14 protein-coding genes and 1 pseudogene are annotated in these 18,257 nt (G+C 40.3%); 10 read left to right on the top strand and 5 right to left on the bottom strand.

Going from position 1 to position 18,257, the window contains the following annotated elements:
• Positions 1–43: 43 nt before the first annotated feature.
• The 4 genes and pseudogenes from RBB56_RS03900 to RBB56_RS03885 all read right to left on the bottom strand — a co-directional run bounded on the left by RBB56_RS03900 (position 44) and on the right by RBB56_RS03885 (position 3,350).
• Complete coding sequence (locus tag RBB56_RS03900) at positions 44–265, bottom strand: FeoA family protein (protein WP_306721093.1); 222 nt, start codon at positions 263–265, stop codon at positions 44–46.
• Between the two features lie 314 nt (positions 266–579).
• Entirely contained in the window at positions 580–1,623 is a 1,044-nt protein-coding gene (locus RBB56_RS03895; RefSeq protein ID WP_306722086.1) for an aminotransferase-like domain-containing protein, read from the bottom strand.
• A 165-nt stretch (positions 1,624–1,788) separates the two neighbouring features.
• Positions 1,789–1,926 (bottom strand): annotated as a pseudogene (locus tag RBB56_RS18595) (GntR family transcriptional regulator); the annotation flags it as partial.
• A gap of 236 nt (positions 1,927–2,162) precedes the next feature.
• Positions 2,163–3,350, bottom strand: a complete 1,188-nt coding sequence (locus RBB56_RS03885) for an MBL fold metallo-hydrolase (protein ID WP_306721092.1) — start codon at positions 3,348–3,350, stop codon at positions 2,163–2,165.
• Positions 3,351–3,624: 274 nt separating this feature from the next.
• On the opposite strand from RBB56_RS03885, the gene RBB56_RS03880 reads away from it, so the two are divergent.
• From RBB56_RS03880 to RBB56_RS03835, 10 genes are all read left to right on the top strand, one after another.
• Complete coding sequence (locus tag RBB56_RS03880) at positions 3,625–5,430, top strand: sensor histidine kinase (protein ID WP_306721091.1); 1,806 nt, start codon at positions 3,625–3,627, stop codon at positions 5,428–5,430.
• Positions 5,431–6,957 (top strand): response regulator transcription factor, encoded by a 1,527-nt coding sequence (locus RBB56_RS03875; RefSeq protein ID WP_306721090.1) that lies wholly within the window; start codon positions 5,431–5,433, stop codon positions 6,955–6,957. It abuts the gene before it with no gap.
• A 106-nt stretch (positions 6,958–7,063) separates the two neighbouring features.
• Positions 7,064–8,251, top strand: a complete 1,188-nt coding sequence (locus RBB56_RS03870; RefSeq protein ID WP_306721089.1) for a sugar ABC transporter substrate-binding protein — start codon at positions 7,064–7,066, stop codon at positions 8,249–8,251.
• Between the two features lie 185 nt (positions 8,252–8,436).
• The gene (locus RBB56_RS03865) at positions 8,437–9,762 is read left to right on the top strand and encodes an extracellular solute-binding protein (protein WP_306721088.1); all 1,326 of its coding nucleotides are present in this window, start codon (positions 8,437–8,439) and stop codon (positions 9,760–9,762) included.
• Positions 9,763–9,819: 57 nt separating this feature from the next.
• The gene (locus RBB56_RS03860; RefSeq protein ID WP_306721087.1) at positions 9,820–10,725 is read left to right on the top strand and encodes a carbohydrate ABC transporter permease; all 906 of its coding nucleotides are present in this window, start codon (positions 9,820–9,822) and stop codon (positions 10,723–10,725) included.
• 1 nt (position 10,726) lies between these two features.
• Complete coding sequence (locus RBB56_RS03855) at positions 10,727–11,557, top strand: carbohydrate ABC transporter permease (RefSeq protein ID WP_306721086.1); 831 nt, start codon at positions 10,727–10,729, stop codon at positions 11,555–11,557.
• A gap of 15 nt (positions 11,558–11,572) precedes the next feature.
• A complete protein-coding gene (locus RBB56_RS03850) occupies positions 11,573–13,504 on the top strand; it encodes a glycoside hydrolase family 127 protein (protein WP_306721085.1) in 1,932 nt (643 codons plus the stop codon).
• 25 nt (positions 13,505–13,529) lie between these two features.
• Positions 13,530–15,560, top strand: a complete 2,031-nt coding sequence (locus tag RBB56_RS03845) for a methyl-accepting chemotaxis protein (RefSeq protein WP_306721084.1) — start codon at positions 13,530–13,532, stop codon at positions 15,558–15,560.
• Between the two features lie 477 nt (positions 15,561–16,037).
• The gene (locus RBB56_RS03840) at positions 16,038–16,481 is read left to right on the top strand and encodes a MarR family winged helix-turn-helix transcriptional regulator (RefSeq protein ID WP_306721083.1); all 444 of its coding nucleotides are present in this window, start codon (positions 16,038–16,040) and stop codon (positions 16,479–16,481) included.
• Between the two features lie 67 nt (positions 16,482–16,548).
• The gene (locus RBB56_RS03835; RefSeq protein ID WP_306721082.1) at positions 16,549–17,052 is read left to right on the top strand and encodes a flavodoxin domain-containing protein; all 504 of its coding nucleotides are present in this window, start codon (positions 16,549–16,551) and stop codon (positions 17,050–17,052) included.
• Between the two features lie 98 nt (positions 17,053–17,150).
• Here RBB56_RS03835 and RBB56_RS03830 read toward each other — a convergent pair whose 3' ends face one another.
• On the bottom strand, positions 17,151–18,038 hold the full coding sequence (locus RBB56_RS03830) for a helix-turn-helix domain-containing protein (protein ID WP_306721081.1): 888 nt from the start codon (positions 18,036–18,038) through the stop codon (positions 17,151–17,153).
• Positions 18,039–18,257: the final 219 nt, after the last annotated feature.

Raw genomic sequence — 18,257 nt, 5'->3', positions numbered from 1 at the left:
CATAGCGAAAAAAAATAAACAATATTTTGTCTATTTCCAACGCCTATTCAACCTCAATCATTTCTGCATCAGCTTTACGTATGGATAATTCATAACCACGAACATTTAGTTCCATAGGATCACCTAATGGTGCTATTTTTCGGACATAAATTTCCACGCCTTTTGTGATTCCCATATCCATAATTCGACGTTTCACCGGGCCAATTCCATGCAACTTCACTACAGTGACAGACTGACCTGCCGGTATTTCCTTCAGGGTTTTCATTGCATTCTCTCCTTATGTTATTGTTAATATTGGTTATTATCATATACCGATAGTGGATATATGACTGTTACTATTCATACATTAGCCAACGCGAGGTCAAAATTGCATTTCTATGCAATTTTGCGAGTACTGTAAGCACCAAAATACGCTCTTTTTCATTTTGTGTGCATTCTGTTGTTGTTCATGGCTAAGCTGTGAACAGCGCATATGTCTTTCGGTTACATATTAATATAGTATAATTTATAAAGCAACAAATAAAAACATCATCTGTACTAGTACAAAAGACGTTTTTATTGATATTACGGGAATAAGAGTTAGTTAATACTACCTACTATATTTTGAAGAGTGCTCAAAATTGTTGGAATCCCGCTTGCTATCTCTTCTTTACTGGTTTTGCTAATGCTTATTTTGAAGAAGTCATAATTTTTATATTTTTTTAAAAAGCACTGACTCGTATCGAATAGTTCTATATGCTTTCTCATTAACGTATTGGCCACTTTATTACAAGGAAGGCCGTTTTCTGTATAGATGCAGGCGAAATAACCTGATTGCGGTACTTTCCATTTGAATTTATTGCTTGGCAATTCAGAAAACCTATCTTTTAAAATGGATAATCTTTCAGAATATGATTTGGCCATTTCCTTTTTGTAGACATCGAACATTCCATTATTTAAATATATTTCCAGAGCGCCTTGTGATAGGATAGGACTGCTCATATCAGCCAATTTTTTGTAGTATAGAAAAGTATCCACTAGTAATGGAGGAAGTACAAGAGCAGCTACCCTTAAGCCTGGCATGAGAATTTTGGAATAACTCTTTAAATAGATGACTTTTGAGGAAAGGTCATAGGAAAATATAGGATCATTTTTCCTATCCAGATCCAAATCTGCAGCTACATCATCTTCTATAATATATACATTATATTTTTCCGCCATTTTAATAATTGCTTGCTTTTCGTGTTTATCATAGGATGTTCCTGTGGGGTTATGAAATCTTGGAATCGTATAAAAAAACTTAATATTTCCTTGCTTGAATATACTTTCCAGCACATCGAGATTAATTCCATCCATTCCCCGCTCTATGCCAAAAGCCTGGATATTGTTCAGTTCCAAAGATTTTATTATCCCGGGATAGGTAGGCTGCTCGATGAGTACGCTTTTATTTTTATTAGGGAAAGGCATGGATGCCAAGATATTTAATGCTTGCTGTGAGCTTGCTGTAATGACAATATTTTCAGGTTTTGTAAATATTTGATATTGCTGCAAATGCTTAGTTAACGCATTAATTAAAGAACTTAAACCCCGTGGGTCAGGATCGCTAAAAAGAGCCTCTTTATAAAGTTCGGTAGATTCCTTCAAACAATATTGGAAGTTTTTATAAGGAAATGTTTCCGCATTAGGTGTACCCGAAGAGAAATCGAGGATCATTTTTTTCGAAGAATATGCATTATGAGAATTCGTTAAAACATAATAGCCGCTTTTAGGTGATGAATAAATAATATGGTCTTTTTCAAGCTGGTCGTAAGCCTTTATAACAGTGCCGACACTACAGTGGAACATATTGGCAATTGTTCTTATAGAAGGTATTTTTTTCGTATAAGCGAGATTCCCTGCTGAAATCTCATGATTGATATATTCGATAATTTCTTCATATTTTAGCATTTTCATAACCATGCCTTTCTCATAACCTCGGACTACACTTTCATAATCATAGTTTGGAAATCTTATAATTATAAATTTATATTTTATTATAGATTTCTAAACTAGAGTTGTCAATTTACAGGAGACAGGCAGAGAAGCAGTTAATGATTTAGCAGCCTGTCGTTTGCCAAAGAGTTCTTCGTGGTATGGAAAAGGCGTTGACCCATTTGGAATAAATCAACGCCTTTCTTAATATTTTATTGGCAAAGAGCCTTGGCGATTTCTGCCGCACGATGGAAGTCTTCTTCCTGTGGATTCCAGAGACATTTCGCTTCTTCATCTACAACGGAGAAACCAGCGTCTGTCAACCGTTCCCGAAGAACCTTTGTCCCTTCGCCGCTCCATCCATAGCATCCGAATACGGCTGCTTTTTTTCCTTTAAATTTCAATTCTTTCAGGAAATCAAGCCATCCGCCCACGGAAGAAAGGATATTGCCGCCTACCGTTGGCGAGCCCAGGGCAATTGCTTTCGATTTAAAAACCTCTGTAATAATGTCATTCTTATTCACCTTGGAAATATTAAAAATCTTCACCCTCGTATCCGGAGAAATCTGAGCGATTTCCGCGCTGATTTTATGTGCCAGTTGCTTCGTTCCATCCCACATAGTATCATAAACAACAGTAATCTGGTCTTCCTGATAGTTCTGGGACCATTCATAATATTTCTCTACGATTTGTAACGGATTCTCCCTCCAAATGGAGCCGTGGCTTGTTGCAATGATATCGATGGGAAGGTTAAGCCCTTGTATTTCTTCGACTTTTCTTTTCACCAGGGGAGAAAAAGGAGCTAAAATATTTGCATAATACTTAAGTGCTTCTTCCCAAAGCTTACATTGATCTGCTTTATCATTAAACAATTCTTCCACTGCAAAATGCTGCCCAAAGGCGTCGTTGGAAAAGAGAATATTATCACCTGTCATGTAAGTAGCCATGCTGTCGGGCCAGTGAAGCATTTTCATTTCTACAAAGACTAATTTCTTGCCATTGCCGATATCGACGGAATCCCCTGTCTTCACGACCTGATAATTCCATTCCGGGTGGTGATACTGACCGGTGAGGGATTTCACTCCGCTGGCGGTACAGTAAATAGGAGTATTGGGGATTTTCTCCATAAGTGCAGGAAGAGAACCGCTATGATCCACCTCTCCATGATTCGCAACGATAAAGTCAATTTCCTTTAAATCGATTTCTTTTTCCAGATTATCTATAAATTCGGTGGAATGGGGCTTCCATACCGTATCGATGAGAACTGTCTTCTCTTCTTTGATTAAGTAAGCGTTCTGGCTTGAACCATGGTTAATAGAGTAGTCCGCTCCATGGAAGGATTCCAGCTCCCAATCCATAAAGCCCACCCAATAAACGTTATTTTTTACAAGTTTTTTCATGATGCACTTCCTCCTTAATAATTTTAAATGGCCACCGCTGTATTGTTTGTAAACTTAGTATAACCGATAAAGAGGATGAAAAGTGTGATTTAAGTCATTTATTTATAATTTTTTAAAAAATATAAGGGTTATATCATAAAACTTGAAATGTGCTCTTCACAAAGAGTGACTAATCTTTTATGATACTACTGTAGGATGGAAGATAAAATACTAAGGGAAAAGAGAACATGGCTCTTGGAAAAACTGCCAGAGGTGCTTAAAAGGAAGCGGATAAATGAGAGGGAAACTGATAAGTAAATTCAATAATTTGAAAATTGGACACAAAATATTGTTTGCCTTCATTTTGGCATCCATCATTCCGATTTTAACCGTGCAGATTGTGGGGTATGGCATCAATTATAATCTGTTGAAAAAGAAAATTGATACGCTGATGGTTAACAACTTGATGCAGTTATCGGAGAGAGCGAACTTAAACGTCAATATTTATAAGAATCTTGTTTATCAGCTTTATGTGGATGATAAGATCGTTGAAAATGTTAGGGAGCTATTGCTGGAAGACAGCAGCCAGAAAGAAGTGGCATATAATGAGATTTATAACAGGTTGTCACAGACGAAAAATTCTATGGATGGAATACGCAGCATCAGTATTATATGCAGGAATGGGATGCAAGTAACTTATGATGCGGACAGCGCTTCTACCATAAAGAATCTATGGAGCGAATATGAAGATATAAGAGAGATTCCGCCTTATCAAGAGGTACAAGGGCAAGCGGGGCTTTTGGTAACCCCTACGATGAGATTTGAAGAAGATGGTGAGAATAAGTTTTATTTCCATATATCTAAATGTATGTATGATTATAATAACATGAGAGACGGAACGATTGCTACCATTGTTATGAGTGTAAATGAGTCCGTTTTGAAGGATATTTGTTTCGTCGATATGGATGAGGCGGCGGCTGAGTACAATGTTAACTTCATTACGGATAAGAACCGCCAGGTGATTAGCTATCCTAATTCTTTTTATACCGGAATTAAGATGAATCCTAAGCTGAGTGTAGAAGAATTTGTAAAAGTAACCGGCCTCTTAAAGGGACAAAGTACGGCGGTGAACCGGTATGTGGATGAGGATACGGGTTGGGTGTATTACAACGTATATGATAAAGATTATATGTTAAAAGATATCCAGGTGATTCAACAAGTGTTTCTCATATTGAGCATGGCGGCTATTTTATTCTCCAGCCTTTTGATTTTCTATATCGTTCGGCAGATGAACCAGTCGGTCAATAGTATTATTGGCGGAATTAAAGAAGTGCAAAAAGGAAATCTGAACGTAGAGGTTCCCCTAACGAGTCAGGACGAACTCGGACAAATTGCCAGCAATTTGAACGATATGACAAGGGAAGTAAGTAATCTGATTGTACAGGTAAAGGAAGCGACAGATAAGCAAAAGGATGCTGAGATTCGGGCATTAGAAGCGCAAATCAATCCTCATTTCCTCTATAATACGCTGGATTCCATTAACTGGATGGCTATCGAGAAGGAAGAATACGATATTAGTAGGATGATTCGTAATCTGGGAGTGATTTTGCGTTATAGTATTAGCAAGAGCAATAAGATGGTTGCGGTGGAGGAAGAGGTAGAGTGGCTGAATAAGTATATTGCCCTTCAGCAAATGCGGTTCAGTCAGTCTTTTCAATATGAAGTCAATGTAGCGGGGGATGCGAGAAGAGTAAGGGTATTCAAATTGCTTCTACAGCCTTTTATAGAGAATGCAATTATTCATGGATTCAAAGGAATCGAAGCAGGTGGTCTGCTTCGAATTGACTTAATGCTGTCAAAAGACAAAGATAAACTGTGTGTAATTATAGAAGATAACGGGCAAGGTATGGAGCTTGATATGACGAATCGATTCAATGACAGAAAGGAAGCGATTAAAGATGAAGGGACCAGTATCGGCCTTCAGAATGCATTTGCCAGAATGGATATGTACTATGGCGAAAGTGCGTCATGGAATGTGAGCAGCATACAAGGAATGGGTACCGTAATTACTCTGAACATTCCGATTAAGGAGGGAAGTTAAGTGAGAATACTGATTGTAGAGGATGAAGTGAAGATAAGGGAAGGTATGACGAAGCTAATTAGTGCCCATACGAGTCATAAGGTGATCGGAGAAGCCGGAAATGGACAAGAGGGACTGGATATGATTCTTAGATTCCATCCGGACCTTGTTATTACGGATATCAGAATGCCCAAGATGGATGGTTTGGAGATGCTGCGTAAAGTTCATGAGATGAAGATTCATGTGTGCAGCGTGATTCTAAGCGGCTATTCGGAGTTTGACTATGCGAAGCAGGCGATACATTATGGCGTGGAGGATTATTTATTAAAACCTTTGGCAGCGGAAGATATTCAGGAAGTGCTGAGGAGAGTAGAAGATAAGTTAGAACAGGAAGCCGGGAAGCTGGAAGGTAAGCCGGGGCGATACATCCGCGATGTGTTTTACGGAGAACAGGCAATAGGGAAGGAAGAAATGCAGCGAATTATTTCTTCCTGTCAGTTCAGTCCTTCCATGGGTTATCAAGTGTACTGCGGTTATGTGGGGGATTGCTCCATGATCTGGGAGGAAGAATGGCAGAAAAAGATTCAGGAAATGCAAGAAAGGTTCGACGAATGTAGAATACACTTCTTTTCCAACGAGTTCACAAGAGAACAGGGATGTCTGATCGCCTATCCTAAGGAGGAGATGAGCGGAGAAGAGATAAAACGCTATTTCGAGCGGAAGATGGTAAATCCATATAAGATAAAGGATCAGAGAGCGATCTGGGCTATGATAGAGGTGGATTCTTTTGAAGAATTATATGGAAAGGCCAGGAAAACAGCGGAATGGATCAAAGAAAGTCTGAGCATCGAAGGTAAGGAATTGCTGACAGAAGGCTGGATGAAGCAGGTTGCCTGGCAGGAATTTCAATATCCTCTGGAGGGAAGCCAGAAGATGAAGTGGGCTATTTGTAATGAGGATTCAGGGAAAATACAGACGGAAGGCGAAGCGTTTGTAGAAGCGATGAGACAAGGCATGTATCGGGAGAGGGATGTTCGCCAGTCTTATTTGAAAGCCATTTATTTACTGATAGATACGGTAAAAGAGATAGACAAGCCAACCTACGAGCAGATTCAGAATGCGGATCTGATTTCTATGTGCAGCGATGCCGTTACGCTTCATGAGATGGAAGAGGCGTATCGGGATGGTATCAAGATTCTTATTAATCCTAAACGGGTGAAGGAGGATATTAGTAATTATACGATAAAAAGGGCTATCAACTATATTCGTGAACATTACCAGGAAGGAATCACGTTAGAAGAAGTAGCGGGAAAGCTCGGTATTACCCCCGAATACTTGAGCATTTTATTTAATAGGGAAACGGATGTGAATTTTTCAGCATTTTTACGCCGGTTTCGAATCAGCCATGCGAAAAGGTTATTAAAAGGAACTGATTTGAAGATATATGAGATAGCGGAACAGGTGGGATATAACGATTCGAAATATTTTGCAAGGGTATTTAAAGAGGAACTGGGAATCTCTCCGGTGGATTACCGTCAGATGGAATAGAAGTTGCTGGACGCAGCTAAGCTGTGAACAGTAACAATAGGAAAGGTGATGATACATGTACATAACAATGCGGAAATACTTAGTTTGGGTGTGTTTATTGATAGGAATGACTGGACTTATGGGCTGTGGGCGCGAAGCGGTTAAGGAAGACAAATCGCTGCAGGAAGAAGAAAAGAATGCGAAAGAGAAAGTGGTGCTATGGACCTATTTTGAAGTGGATGAGCAAAAAGCAGGTCTGGAGTTATTGTTGGAGAACTTTAACAACAGCCAGGATAAATATGAAGCGAGTTGGGAATACAAAGGACCATTGACGGAATTCACGAAGCAATTATCCATTGGAGTGGCGGAAGAGGAACTGCCGGATATGGTACTCATCGACCCGCCGGATATGAGAACCTATGTGGATCTTGGGTTGTTTGAAGATATTACTGATTATGTGAATTCTAATTATGGGAAGGATGAGTTCTATCCGGCAGTGCTCAATTCCGTAAGGTATGATGAACGGTATTATGGAATTCCGTTTTCTTGTAATAACGTAGGCTTGATTTATAATAAATCATTATTGCAGGAAGCAGGAGTGAAGCCGCCCGGCAATTGGGAGGAATTCCGGGAAGTCGCAGCGGCTCTTACGAAGACGGGTACTTATGGATTCGCCATGTCTGCGATTGCCAATGAACAGTCTGCTTTTCAAGTGCTTCCGTGGATTCTTTCCACAGGAGAAACGATGGAGACTTTGGGAGGAGAAGGGACAGTAAAGGCGCTTTCTATGCTTCAAAGTATGGTAGAGCAAGGATATATGTCGAAAGACTGTATTAACTGGTCGCAGGTGGATGTGACAAGAAAGTTCATTGCTGAAGAGTGTGCTATGATGGAAAACGGACCGTGGTCTCTATCGATGCTGGAAGAGGCAGGAATGGATTATGGCATCATTAAGCTGCCGGTAGATGTAACGAGCGTATTGATAACAGGCGGCGAAAATATGTGCCTCATAAAAGGAAAGAATATCGAAGGCGGATTGGCGCTTATGGATTATTATTATAACAGTGATAGTATGCTTTCCCTGGCGGAAAAGATGTGCCATTTACCGCCCCAGAGGGATATGGCGAAGCAGTTAAAGGAGCGCAATGAGGTTTATCAGGTATTTGAAGAACAGATGGAGCATTGTATCAGTAGAAGTGATTATCCCTATTGGTCTAAGATAACAGGGAGGTTATCGGATGCTATTTATGGGGTAATAACGGGAAGTATGAGTGCGCAGGATGCGGCTTCGAGAATCGAAGAAGCGATACTTTAACTTTTATTATGTATGGAATACTGAACTGTTACGTACGGGGAAAAATTTAAGCAGGGTGGAGAATCTTAAACTGACTTTTTTAATCAGTAAAAGATTCTCCACCCTGCTTAAGTATTTAGACTAACAAGTGGAAAAAGAGGCAGATATAATGAACATATCAAATCCAGCAGAAAGGAAGGAAAAATATGAAAAAGAAAGTTTTGAGCGCATTACTCTGCCTAACTATGGTAGTAGGAATGCTCGCGGGATGCGGCAACAGTAGTGCGTCCGGCAGTACTGCGACGGAGGGCGGTCAGCCGGCAATGAGTGAAAAAGAGGAGGCGGCAGAGCCTTCAGCGGATAGCGCACCGGCACCTTCAGGAGCGAAGAATGAAGTAGTGATCTGGGATTACTTTGAGACAGATGCACAAAAGGAGATGATGCAGAGCTTGGTCGATGGTTTCAATAGCTCTCAGGATGAATTCGTGGCATCTCATGTATATGTTCCTTTTACCGATTATGAGAAACAGCTTACCTTAGGTATGGCATCCGGAGAACTTCCCGATTTGGTTATTTTAGATGGCTGTGATATGGCTTCTTTCATTCAGATGGGGTTATTTGGAGATGTATCCGATGCGGATATTAATTGGGACGAATACATAGCTGGTCCTATGTCATCTACGATGGCGGACGGAAAGCATTACGGAATTCCTTTTGCAACGAACTGTACCGCATTATTCTATAATAAAGATATGTTCGATGCAGCCGGAATCGATTATCCCAATGGAGAGACTACATGGGAAGAATTCCGTGAGATGGCAAATTCTCTCACCAAAGACGGTGTAGTTGGGTTCGGTAATGCAGCGATAGGAACTGACGAAGGTACTTTCCAGTGCTTGCAGTGGTTATATACGGCCGGCGGAAGCTACGATAATATTATGGGCGGAACGGATGCTTATCATTTGATGCAAGAAATGGTTGCAGAAGGATCATGGTCGAAAGATTCTGTAAACTGGACACAATCAGACGTGAACAACAACTTTAAAGCGGGTAACCTTGCAATGCAGCAGAATGGCCCTTGGCAGATACCCGGGATTGCAAAGGATACACCGGACTTAAACTATGGTGTTACTGTTCTCCCGAAAAAGGATGCAGGCTCCGGACAAGCGACTTCTATCCTTGGAGGTGAAAATATCGGTGTTGTGAAACAGGACGATATGAGCGGGGCAGTTGCTTTTATGAAATATTACGACCAGACAGATGTTATGGTAGATGCGATGAAGGTATATGGTTCTTTCCCTCCTAAGACAGAAGCGGCACAGAACTCCTATTGGACAGACGATCCGATTCAGAAAGAATTCATTCAGCAGCTTCAGACATCGATTCCGAGAGGCCCTAATGCTTCATGGCCGGAATATTCCCAGGCAATTCAGCAAGGATTCCAGGAAGTGATTACATCAGCTAAGACTCCTGAAGCCGCAGCAGGAGATACACAGGCAGCAGTAGATGCAGTGAAGGCATCAGAAAAATAAGTGATTAAAAGGGGCAGGGCTTTCCCTGTCCCTTTTTCAATCAGAGGAGAAAAAAAGATGAAAAAAATAAAATTATCCGGGCAGAAGGCAGGCTTCTTGTTTGCGCTTCCTGCAGCTATATATATGCTGATTTTCGTCGGTTATCCTACGATACAGAATTTTATTCTCAGTCTGAAAAATGTGGATGTGTATACTTTTGCAGATTCATCCAAACAGGCATTTATCGGTCTTGCTAACTATATGGAGCTGTTTTTACACAGAGACGCTATATTGCTTAGAGCAATAAAAAATACATTGGTCTTTACAGTGTCATCCATCTTCTTTCAATTTTTTATAGGATTCGGATTGGCACTTTTATTTAGTAAGAAATTCAAAGGTAGTTCCTTTTTTCGAGGAGTTACTATGATTTCGTGGCTTCTCCCGGTAACGGTGGCAGGGCTTTTATTTAAGTTCATGTTTGCCAGTAAGGGAGGTATTATTAATCAGATATTTATATCTTTGCATCTGATAGATGCACCGCTGGAATGGCTCTTAGATCCGAAGCTCGCTATGATTGCCATTGTGGTGGCCAATATCTGGATCGGTATTCCTTTTAATATGATGCTGTTGATTACAGGACTTACTACGATTCCGGAGGAAATATTTGAAAGTTCAAAATTGGACGGTGCGAATAAGTTCCAGACATTAATGAGAATTACCATTCCTATGATTAAACCGGCGATTATGTCAGTGCTTACCTTAGGATTTGTATATACATTTAAAGTGTTCGACCTGGTGTGGGTCATGACAAAGGGGGGACCGATCAGCTCTACCGAATTGGTATCCACTTATGCTTATAAGCTGTCTTTCGAACAGTTTCAGTTCAGCAAAGGTTCAGCAGCGGCGAACATACTATTCTTAATATTATTTGCAGTAGGAATTTTCTATATCAAATTAATCAATGAAGAGGAAGAGGTGATGTAAGATGAAGGATAACAAAGGAAGTGTAAAACTCTTTATTATTGGAGCGATAGTATTCGTAATCTTCATTTTCCCATTATATTGGATGTTGGTTACATCGTTGAAGACGCAGGTGGAGATTTTTAGTATCCCTACTCCTTTTTGGCCCCGTGATTTAACGTTTGAGGCTTATATCGGTCAGTTCTCAGCTTCCAGCGATACTTTGCGCGGCTTTAAGAATAGTTTAATTATTGCCTGTGGTGCTACCGTGATTGCGACCGTCTTTTCTATTCCCGCAGCTTATGGGTTGGCGAGGTTTCGATTCAAGGGGAAGAAAATATTGATACTTTATTTCTTGATGACTCAGATGTTGCCCTCTACCCTGATTTTGACCTCTCTTTATATTATGTTTTCTAAAATGGGGTTACTTAATTCCTATCTGGCGCCCATATTGGCGGATGCGACCTTGGGAATTCCTTTTAGCATTATTATATTGAGAACTTATTTCCTGGCGATACCGAAGGAATTGGATGAAGCGGCTAAAATTGATGGCTGTAATAGCATTACTTCTTTTACGAAGGTGATGCTTCCCATAGCAAGTCCCGGTATTATTGTCGCTGCAGTATTTTCCTTCGTATATGCGTGGGGAGACTTGATTTATGGAATTACTTTTATTATGAATCCTAATATGCGGCCGATTACTTCCAGTATCTACAACTATGTGCAGCAATACCAGACTCTTTGGAATTCTACGATGGCATTCGGAATTATAGCAATTATGCCGGTAATTCTAATATTTATTTTTATGCAGAAATACATTGTCAGCGGTCTGACCAACGGTGCGGTTAAGGCTTAAAGAAAAGGAGTTAAAATGAAATTACAGCAAATCGATTTACAGAAAATAAAAATAAATGATTCTTTTTGGTCCAAACATGTGCATCTTGTAAAGGATGCGATTATTCCTTATCAGTGGGAGGCTATGAATGACCGTATTCCGGGGGCAGAACCTTCTCACTCGATCGATAATTTCGCTATTGCGGCAGGAAGAAAAGAAGGAGAATTCTATGGAGCGGTATTTCAGGATACGGATATAGCCAAGTGGCTGGAAGCCGTTGGATTTACGCTGGCATCCTATAAGGATGAAGAATTGGAAAAGACTGCGGATGAAGTGATAGATATGATTGCCGAAGCACAGCAGGAAGACGGATATCTGGATACCTATTTCATCATTAAGGAACCGGATAAACGTTGGACGAATTTGTGCGAAGGCCATGAGTTATACACTGCAGGTCATATGATGGAAGCGGCAGTAGCTTATTATTATGGTACCGGCAAGAGAAAGCTGTTGGATGTAACATTGAAGCTGGCGGATTTGCTTTGTGATACTTTTGGCAGCGAAGAGGGGAAAATAAACGGATATCCGGGACATCAGGAAGTGGAAATAGGATTGATCAAGCTCTATCAGATATCCGGAGAACAAAAGTATCTTGATCTAGCAAAATTCTTTATCGATGCCAGGGGTGTGGGTGAGAATTATTTCTTAAAGGAGAAAACGAGGGAGTCTTATAAGAATATCTTCCCGGAGCTGAATGATTATCGCCCGGAATATTCCCAGTCTGCTCTTCCGGTGAGGGAGCAGACAGCAGCGGAAGGCCATGCGGTACGTGCGGTATATATGTACAGCGCCATGGCTGATTTAGCCTATGAGTATAAGGATAAATCTCTCATGGAAGCTTGTGAACGGTTGTGGAAGAATATCGTACAAAGACAGATGTATATCACAGGCGGTATCGGAGCGTCGGGCTTGCTGGAGCGGTTCACAGTGGATTATGACTTGCCCAATGACTGTAATTATGCGGAGACCTGTGCCTCCATTGGTTTAGCGATGTTCGGTATCAGAATGGCGAATGTTAAAAGAGATGCTTCTTACGTGGATACCGTGGAGCGGGCACTTTATAATACACTTCTTTCAGGAATTGCCTTGGATGGAAAGAGCTTTTTCTATGTGAATCCCCTTGAGGTGTGGCCTGATAATTGTATCGAGCGTACGTCGAAGGAGCACGTGAAGCCTATTCGGCAGAAATGGTTTGGAGTTGCCTGCTGTCCTCCTAATATAGCCAGAACCCTGGCCTCTCTGGGACAGTATATTTATTCCGTAGGAGAAGAGGAGTTGTACGTGAACCTTTTCATTTCCAATACGACAGAGGTGGAGTTGAAAGGGGAAACTATTCAGGTTGCTATGGAAACTCAGTTCCCGTTTGAAAATAAGGTGACAGTGAAAGTAAATAGTGTTCCTAAGGAAGGAATAAAACTGGCGGTCAGGGTTCCCGGATATGCGAAAAATTACAAAGTATCCATAGACGGGGAGGTTTTGGGCTGTGTTGAGGAAAAAGGGTATATGGTTATTTCTCTTGAAAAAGATTCGGAAATAGAGATAGGCTTCGAGGCACCGCCCAAATTTGTTCGCGCCAATCCGAAGGTAAGAGTGGATTGTGGAAAAGTAGCCATAGTAAAAGGACCTCTGGTGTATTGTCTGGAGGAAGTGGATAACGGGAAGAATTTATCGGAGTTGTTCATTGATACGAATCAGACCATTGAAGAAAAGCATTCTCAATTGTTCGGAGGCATTATGGAACTTACACTGCAAGGAAAGCGAATGGAAGAAATACAATGGGGAGAAGAGGAGCTTTATGGGGAACATTCCGTGGCTTTATCGGATGTATCGCTAAAGGCTATTCCTTACGCTTATTGGAATAACAGAGGAATCGGTGAAATGACTGTATGGATAAAAGAGCTTTTGTAAAGATGCAGGAGGCGCGCAATATAGAATGAAACTAAAATTCCGGACAAAATTAGTATTAGTATTTGTAGCAATGATAGTTATCATTAGTACCATATTAACGATTGAACATGTGAACTCGATGCAAACGCTCTTTCAAGATGAAGTGAGGCGTTATGGATTGGCATTGGCACAGTCCATGTCCAAAAAATTAGACACATCCGAGCGGTTCGAAAAGGAATTGGATGTGATGATGGAACAGCGCATCTTACAGGCTTGCCAAGCGGTGGATCTGATGGATATGGATATGCTATCCAATTATCAGTTGTCGCACCTGTCAGCCAAAATGGGAGTAGATGGTGGAATCTTCGTGATTGATTCCAATCGGAAGATCATCTATTCCGATATTCCCGGCTATATTGGCTGGGAGTATCCCTCTCCTCATGCTATGGATCAAGTATTTGACAAGACGGTTACTTCTTATATCGAAGACTTTCGTGAAGACATGATTTCGGGGGACATGACGAAATATGGAGGAATGGTGCTCAGTTCCTATGGTTATTATGTGCAAATCGGGATGAAAGCTTCTACCATCGAGAAGCTGAAAGCGGACTTCCGCCCGGAGGCACTAATTCGAGAGTTAGAAGAGGGAGATGACGTAAGTTATGCGTTGTTAATCGATAGAGAAGGTGTTGCCTATGCCGGAACAGAGGAGCTTATAACCGGTTCTCCCCGCACGGACCGCGTGACTGTGAATGCATCACAAAATGGGGTCAGCGATTCCGATTATTGGCATAACTTAGCAACGGGATTACCGGTTTATGAGATACAGATTCCTTATTACCAAGATGGGGAACATAAGGGTGCTATCTGTGTGGGTATCTCTTTGGAGCGCATGGAGCAAACGATACGTACGAGTACTATTGTAACCGCTTTATTTACCGTATTAATGTGCGGTGTTGGAGCTTTCATTATCTTCTTCAGTATACAGATGTTGTTAGGACCCTTAAAGCGGCTGGGTAATCAGGTGAGCAAGGTGTCTAATGGTGATTTCACCGTAGAACAAGAGGAACGTATGCTGCAGCAAAAAGATGAAATCGGAGAAATCATAAGGGCTGTCAAATCCATGCGAGGGAGATTAAGTGAGCTGGTAAATGTGCTGAGAGAGAATGCTGGCAAAGTAGAAGGAAGTTCTGAACAGCTTTCTATGGTCATGGATGAGACCTCCCGTGGTATTGGAGAGACTGCGAAAGCCATAGAGACCCTTGCAGTCTCAGCGACAGAGCAGACCTGTGAAGTAAATAAGGTATTCCAATCGGTGGAATCATTATCCCATAATCTCGATATAGGAAAAGAGCAGGTACAGCATGCCAACGGGCAGGTAGCTTATGTGAATAATTTAAGTGTGGATGGCAAGCGTATCGTCGGAGAATTGAGTACAGTTACCCAAAACAGCATGGAGCGTGCTGATTCAATATCGGAAAGCGTGAAGAATGTGAGCGAGAGCGTGCAGGCTATGCGGGATTTCGTCGGACGCATCCGCTCTATCTCAGAACAGACTAACCTTCTGGCTTTGAACGCTTCCATAGAAGCCGCCAGAGCAGGAGATGCAGGCCGTGGTTTCGCTGTAGTGGCAGAGGAAATTCGTAAGTTGGCGGAGGAGACCAATCAAGCGACCAATCAGGTGGAAGCATTTATGGAAGAGATTAGTGATAAGACCAGTTCTGCATCCAAAGATATCGCATCCATTGGCGAGGTGACGATAGTACAAAGAAAGACGCTGTCAGAAACCTTAAACATCTTTGGTCAAATCGATGAATCCATCACTCAGTTGACGGAATCGATGAAAGATGTAGTGAATATCAATGAATCTGTGACACAAAATGGCAGTATTATCTTAGATTCCATGAAGATATTGGCTTCTTTGACCGATAATCTTTCGGCGGCCTGTGAAGAAATATCTTCTGTTACCCAGGAACAGACGGCGTTCGTGGAAGAAGCAAATACATTAGCTACACTGAATTCTAATATATCTAAGGAATTAATGGAGTTGATACAACAGTTTAAAACTATTCAGTAAAGAGAACAGCATTGGCTACTATGTCAATGCTGTATTTGTATGTAATAGGATTCGGGAGTCAAAAGCTTTCTTATAAATGTATCTCGTCCATTTGCACAATTTATATCAATAAAAAGTGATCCCTCATATAATTTGACCGCGACACGCTCTCGCTTGGATAAAGCACGTAGTGGTACCTAAGACCACAAAATACGTGGGTCTAAGTACCAACGGCTTTATACAGTTGCTTATCAAACAATATGAGGTATCACTTTAGACAGAAAGAATAAAGGTGCAAATGGACGAATCCTAATTATGCAAGAGGCTTTTAACACCCGGATCCTAATATATAAAAGCCCTTCGGACGGAGTACACTTTTGTTCTATCATGGGAAAAGTCTTGTTGTGGTGAAGGATAGGAGTGTTATAATTGACAATAAACATAACATATTATATACTAGAATACATAATATGTTATATATGGGATGGGAGGATAATTTTGAATATATCGAATATAAGAGAAGAGTATGGAATATACGGGATGCTTTTTTCGTTAAGCAATAGAATTCAGGCAATGGGGGACAAAGAATTTACGGGTATTACGATGAAGCAGCATTTTCTAATGATAGCGCTTGGAATGTTTAAGAATCCTCCTACGTTAAAGGAGATGGGAGAGCTAATCGGTTGCTCTTATCAGAATGTGAAAAGAATGGCAGAGCATTTGCAAAAAGAAGGATACATAACGATAGAAAAAGATAGTGCGGATAAAAGAAAAGTGCTTTTAAAGTCTACCGGTAAGTTTGAAGAGATGGCAGAGGAAAAAGAAGATATAACAGTGGAATTTATGAAGATGCTGTATAAAAATATCTCGCAGGAAGATTTAGTAACCACATTAGAAACACTTAAGAGAATGGACCGGAATCTAGGAGGTGTTATCGAATAGTAGATTCTTTTTGTTTCAAACTTCATGAGTTTTGTAATTACCTAAAGAGCATATAAGGAGATGGAAAATGGAAAAGGTAGTAGTATATAAGAGTTCCACAGGATTCACAAAAACATACGCACAATGGATTGCGGATAAGTTGAATTGTCCGGTCATCGATATCAAAACGGCAGAGAAAAGCACGATTACTGAAGGGAAAACAGTCATATACGGCGGCTGGATTATGGGTAACAGCATTGTGGGATTAGATAAAATAAGAGAAAGGAAGCCGCATAATTTCGTCGTATATGGAGTGGGTTCGATGCCGAAGACGGAAGCAGTCGTAGAACAGATTAGGGAAATAAATAAATTAGAGTCTATCCCGTTTTTCTACATGGAAGGCGGCTTTCGTTTTGAAAAGCTCAGCTTTCCTATAAAAATGATGCTAAAGGCTATGAGAAAGTCAATAGCAAAGAAAGGGAATAAGACGGAAACAGATCTATTTATGGAAAGAAACTTAGGGACTTCTTTTGATAACTCGAATATAAAAAACATTGAACCATTAGTGGAATATGTGATGGCGATAAAATAATCAAATAAAGAGGATATAATTAAACATAAACTCTCTACAAATATCACAACGATATCGATATTTGCGGAGCGTTTTATGTTATGGGACAATGCCGAATACTACTTGTGATACAGTAACCTTTGAGAAAAGGCATTCCTGTAAGCTGTCGGTGTCAGACCGGTTTTCCGTTTATAAACCTTTACGAAATGCTGTGCACTGGAAAATGCCAGTTCTGCGGCGATTTCATTAATTGTTTTATTCGTATCTACAAGTAAGATGTTGGCAGCATCCACCTTCAAATTCAGAATTAACTGTTTGAGAGGAATGTCTGCAACAGATGTGAAAAAGTGGGAAAGATACGATTCATTGTAGTTAAAATGAAAAGCGATATCGGAAACTTTAAGAGGTTGATTGATATTCTGTTTCACAAAATCAATAATATCGTAGTAAATTTGTTTCTGGCTCTTTTTCTGGGACACGCTGTTTTCCCTTACGGGGTTCATCTGAAAGTGAAGTTCGCACAAAATAGTTGTGGTGAAGTAATTTAGGATGCTTGGAGGATACTGTTCTTTTACCGCGTCTTGAAGTTGTTTCATAAGAATTACGATTTTATCCACATTGATAAGCTGTCCCTCATTGGGAATGGATAATGTATTTTTGGCGAGTGAATTCTTATAATCATCCAACATAGAATCAGGGATTTCTTTCTGCAGAATCTCATGATCATTTTCAAAATGAAGCCAATAGAATGAGCATGCGGATGGCCGAAATCCAATCCTCCGGTTCATAGGTGCGGGCCAGGGTGGTAATATAAGATAGGAACCTACCGAGATTGTGTGATTTCTTTTGGCAAAGTTAAGATACAAAGTATCCTTCGTCGGGATAATTAATTCATAGTTCTTCAAAGGATATTCATCCGAGTGCATCCAGTTCTTCGAAGGCGCTTCGAATTTACCGGTCATATCATAGTATAAAGGACTGTCTATTTTAAACTCTAAATATTGCATTTTTCTTATGTGAACTCCTTCCTAAAAAAGTATTATAATATATATTATAACAATTAAATATATGATAATTTAATAGTATAATTATATATGTTTATATAAAGAAATAAATAATATTAGACATAAATAGCATATTTAAATACTATCAATAATCAAAAAGTTATACAACCGATTAAGTATAACATATAAGAAAATGACACTTATTCGAAGGTTTATATAGTT

The organism is Kineothrix sp. MB12-C1 (assembly GCF_030863805.1).
GTDB lineage: Bacteria > Bacillota > Clostridia > Lachnospirales > Lachnospiraceae > Kineothrix.
The sequence above is the reverse complement of the archived record's forward strand: the minus strand, read 5'-3'. Positions and strand labels throughout refer to the sequence as shown.

What these genes read in the sequence shown, in the direction of transcription:
- RBB56_RS03900 (WP_306721093.1), bottom strand. Translation starts at nt 265, where the DNA reads ATGAAAACCCTGAAGGAAATACCGGCAGGTCAGTCTGTCACTGTAGTG.
- RBB56_RS03885 (WP_306721092.1), bottom strand. Translation starts at nt 3,350, where the DNA reads ATGAAAAAACTTGTAAAAAATAACGTTTATTGGGTGGGCTTTATGGAT.
- RBB56_RS03880 (WP_306721091.1), top strand. Translation starts at nt 3,625, where the DNA reads ATGAGAGGGAAACTGATAAGTAAATTCAATAATTTGAAAATTGGACAC.
- RBB56_RS03870 (WP_306721089.1), top strand. Translation starts at nt 7,064, where the DNA reads ATGACTGGACTTATGGGCTGTGGGCGCGAAGCGGTTAAGGAAGACAAA.
- RBB56_RS03865 (WP_306721088.1), top strand. Translation starts at nt 8,437, where the DNA reads ATGAAAAAGAAAGTTTTGAGCGCATTACTCTGCCTAACTATGGTAGTA.
- RBB56_RS03860 (WP_306721087.1), top strand. Translation starts at nt 9,820, where the DNA reads ATGAAAAAAATAAAATTATCCGGGCAGAAGGCAGGCTTCTTGTTTGCG.
- RBB56_RS03855 (WP_306721086.1), top strand. Translation starts at nt 10,727, where the DNA reads ATGAAGGATAACAAAGGAAGTGTAAAACTCTTTATTATTGGAGCGATA.
- RBB56_RS03850 (WP_306721085.1), top strand. Translation starts at nt 11,573, where the DNA reads ATGAAATTACAGCAAATCGATTTACAGAAAATAAAAATAAATGATTCT.
- RBB56_RS03845 (WP_306721084.1), top strand. Translation starts at nt 13,530, where the DNA reads ATGAAACTAAAATTCCGGACAAAATTAGTATTAGTATTTGTAGCAATG.
- RBB56_RS03835 (WP_306721082.1), top strand. Translation starts at nt 16,549, where the DNA reads ATGGAAAAGGTAGTAGTATATAAGAGTTCCACAGGATTCACAAAAACA.
- RBB56_RS03830 (WP_306721081.1), bottom strand. Translation starts at nt 18,038, where the DNA reads ATGCAATATTTAGAGTTTAAAATAGACAGTCCTTTATACTATGATATG.